We start from the raw sequence: 699 nt of genomic DNA on the forward strand, positions 1-699 counted from the left end.
GTTTTAATCTGCGTACATCTGCGTCATCTGCGTCATCTGCGTCATCTGCGGTTTATAGGTTAATGCACTGGAATCACGAAGCCACCACGCCCTTGCATGAGGAGCGCCTCGAGGCGGTCATGGAGGCCGTGCGAGCAAGTGGCGCTCGTCGTCTACTCGATCTTGGCTGTGGCGAAGGCGACCTGCTCGTACGTATCGCCCAGGAGCCGGGACTTGAGCAGATCCTCGGGATCGATCTCGATGCCCGCCGCCTTGAGCAGCTCCGGCTGCGGCTTGAGGCGATCGCCGCCGAGCCACCCAGGACTTGCGGCGGCGAACGGCAAGGTCACAAAGGTCACAGGATCGAGCTGCGGCACGGCTCGCTGACCGAGCCCGATGCTAGCCTCGCCGGCTTCGACTGCGCCCTGCTGATCGAGACCATCGAGCACATCGAGCCCCGGGATCTGACCCAAGTCGAGCAGGCCATCTTCGCGCGCATGCGCCCGCGTTCAGTGATCATCACCACCCCGAATGCCGAGTACAACCCGCTACTCGAGGTGCCACCGAACCGCTTTCGCCATCCCGACCATCGCTTCGAATGGGACCGCCCGCGGTTCCAGCGCTGGGCGCGCGGCGTTGCGCAACGGCACGGCTATGGGCTGCGCCACCGCGACATCGGCGGCGTGCATGCCGTCTATGGCGGCGCCAGCCAGATGGCGC

Annotated in this window: 1 protein-coding gene; it reads left to right on the forward strand. The window is 64.9% G+C overall.

All coding sequences use genetic code 11. The annotated features are described in order from the left end of the window. Positions 1–62 precede the first annotated feature (62 nt). Positions 63–699 (forward strand): methyltransferase domain-containing protein (locus VBE63_RS30930; protein ID WP_323686769.1); only part of this gene is annotated, 637 nt, incomplete at its 3' end.

Source organism: Lamprobacter sp. (assembly GCF_034860625.1).
In the GTDB taxonomy this organism is placed as follows: Bacteria; Pseudomonadota; Gammaproteobacteria; order Chromatiales; family Chromatiaceae; genus Lamprobacter.